The sequence below is a fragment of the Sphingobium scionense genome (assembly GCF_014197035.1).
Taxonomy (GTDB): domain Bacteria; phylum Pseudomonadota; class Alphaproteobacteria; order Sphingomonadales; family Sphingomonadaceae; genus Sphingobium; species Sphingobium scionense.
The window spans coordinates 1-1954 of record NZ_JACIEU010000084.1 but is presented as its reverse complement, the minus strand read 5'-3'; the positions used below and the strand labels follow the sequence as shown (position 1 = coordinate 1954).

The following is a 1954-nucleotide window of genomic DNA, read 5'->3' as shown; positions in this document are numbered from 1 at the left end:
CGGTAGAGTCAGGAAGTGGCGCGGTGTCGTGCGGCGCGCCTGTGGGGCTTGCCAGACGGTCCGTTTCCACTCCCTGCTCATCGAACCGGACATGCAGATCTCCCGCATCCGGCTCTCGGACAAGACATCACGCCTTCACACATGGCGGGCTGCGGCCACGTTAGCCAGACGCACGAGGCCGAAGCGCTCGTATAGCTCGGGGTCGTGATAGGCTCCCTCTCGCCGTCGCCTGGTCTTGTATTTGGCGCGCAGCCACCGACGCAACCGCACCGCTGTGTAGCTGTCGATGGCCCGGTATGCTCTGCTCGTAGTGCCGACCGAGAAGTAGTTGGCCCATCCGCGCAGCACCCGGTTCATCTTGGCCACCAGATATGTGGTATCCTGCCATGTACGCGCTCGGTCTGTCAGTTCGTGGATCGTTGCGATCACGCGCTGAATGCTTTTCTTTGATGGCCGGTGGCCCATGTAGGCTTTGCCGGTTTTCGCGGAGTACATCCGACCGAACGTGTATCCCAGAAAATCGAACATCTCGTCCGGCACCTTGCAGATGCGTGTCTTATCCTCATTCACCGTCAGCTTCAGCTTCTCCATGAGCCCGCGCATATGATCGAGCGCGGCTTCCGCGTTGCCCTTTTCACACAGGATCACGAGGTCATCGGCATAGGTGATGAGCCGCGAGCCGAGGCGTTTCCCAAGGCCGAGCTTCCGCCATCCCAGCACAAACCGGCGCATGTAAATGTTGGCCAGCAGCGGTGAGATGGGTGATCCTTGCGGGATGCCGCGCCGCTGGTCACGGGCCTGCGTCCTTCGTTTCTTCCGACCCTTGTCGTCCGTTTCCTCGACAGCGCATTCCAGCCAGGATTTGATCAGATGCAGCACGCGCGGATCGACGATCCGACGCGACACTGATTTCATCAGTTCCAGGTGAGGGATGGTGCCAAAGTAGTCGGCAAGGTCGGCGTCCACGACATCCGGTCGGCCACGGAACAGTTGCTCCTCCACCTCGATCACGGCCTGCTGGGCGTTGCGCCCGGCGCGATAGGCATAGATTTCCGGTGGAAGGTCGGCTTCAAAGATCGGCTCAAGCACCAGCATCGCTGCTGTCATGCAGACCCGGTCCCGCACGGTGGAAATGCCCAGCGGCCTGAGTTTGCCGTTGGCTTTTGGTATGCAGACACGTCTGATCGGTTCCGGCCGGTACGTCTCCTCCCTGAGCGCAAGCGCCAGTTCCGCCAGCCACCGCTCGGCGCCATATTCCTCGATGTCCGCAAAGTCCTGTCCATCCACACCCGGCGCGCCCTTGTTAGAGCGACACTGGGCATAGGCATGGGCCAGAATGTCATCGCGGCTGATCTTGTCGTATAGTGCGTAGAAACGATAACCGACTTCTGCCTTCGCTTTCGCGTGCAACGCCTTCTGCAGCTTCTGGACGCTTATCGGAGTTGATAGGTTTCCCAATCTCCTGCCCCTCACCACTTGCTTGCGTTCGTCTTGAACTGAGGCTCCTTCCCTCCACCGGCATTACCCGGCTTCCTCGGTACTACGGGCCTCTCCGCCACCCCACCGCGCCCGTCCCATCCCTCGCGGGCGTCCGGTTGCCGATCCCTCGGCACGCCATGGGGCTTCCCGTGTTGCGTGCACTTTCCTTGCGTACATGCTGTCGCCACTACCCCGGTGCAGCAGACGGGCTCGAACGTCGCTCAAACTCGCCCGTCCATATCAACCTTCCCCGTAAGGGTTAACGGGTCGGCCTGCACATCGTCCTTTTCGAGGATTGCTCAGCGTTCACTCACGTTACGGCCTGTACGCTCGCACGGTCACCTACGTGACCGTTATCCGGGGGCTTCAGACATTTCGTCACCTCCATGCCTGCCCCGGTTGCTTCCGGCTGGAGCATCGCCGGGTGGGCCTTTCACCCACTAGAAAGTGCCGCCTTTGCACGGCGCACACCCTT

1 protein-coding gene is annotated in these 1954 nt (G+C 61.1%); it reads right to left on the bottom strand.

Features of this window, described 5'->3' with window-relative positions:
- Positions 1 to 135: 135 nt before the first annotated feature.
- Positions 136 to 1458 carry a group II intron reverse transcriptase/maturase gene (ltrA, locus tag GGQ90_RS28810; RefSeq protein ID WP_188084644.1) on the bottom strand — a complete coding sequence of 441 codons (1323 nt, stop codon included), beginning with the start codon at positions 1456 to 1458 and terminating at the stop codon, positions 136 to 138.
- Positions 1459 to 1954 lie beyond the last annotated feature (496 nt).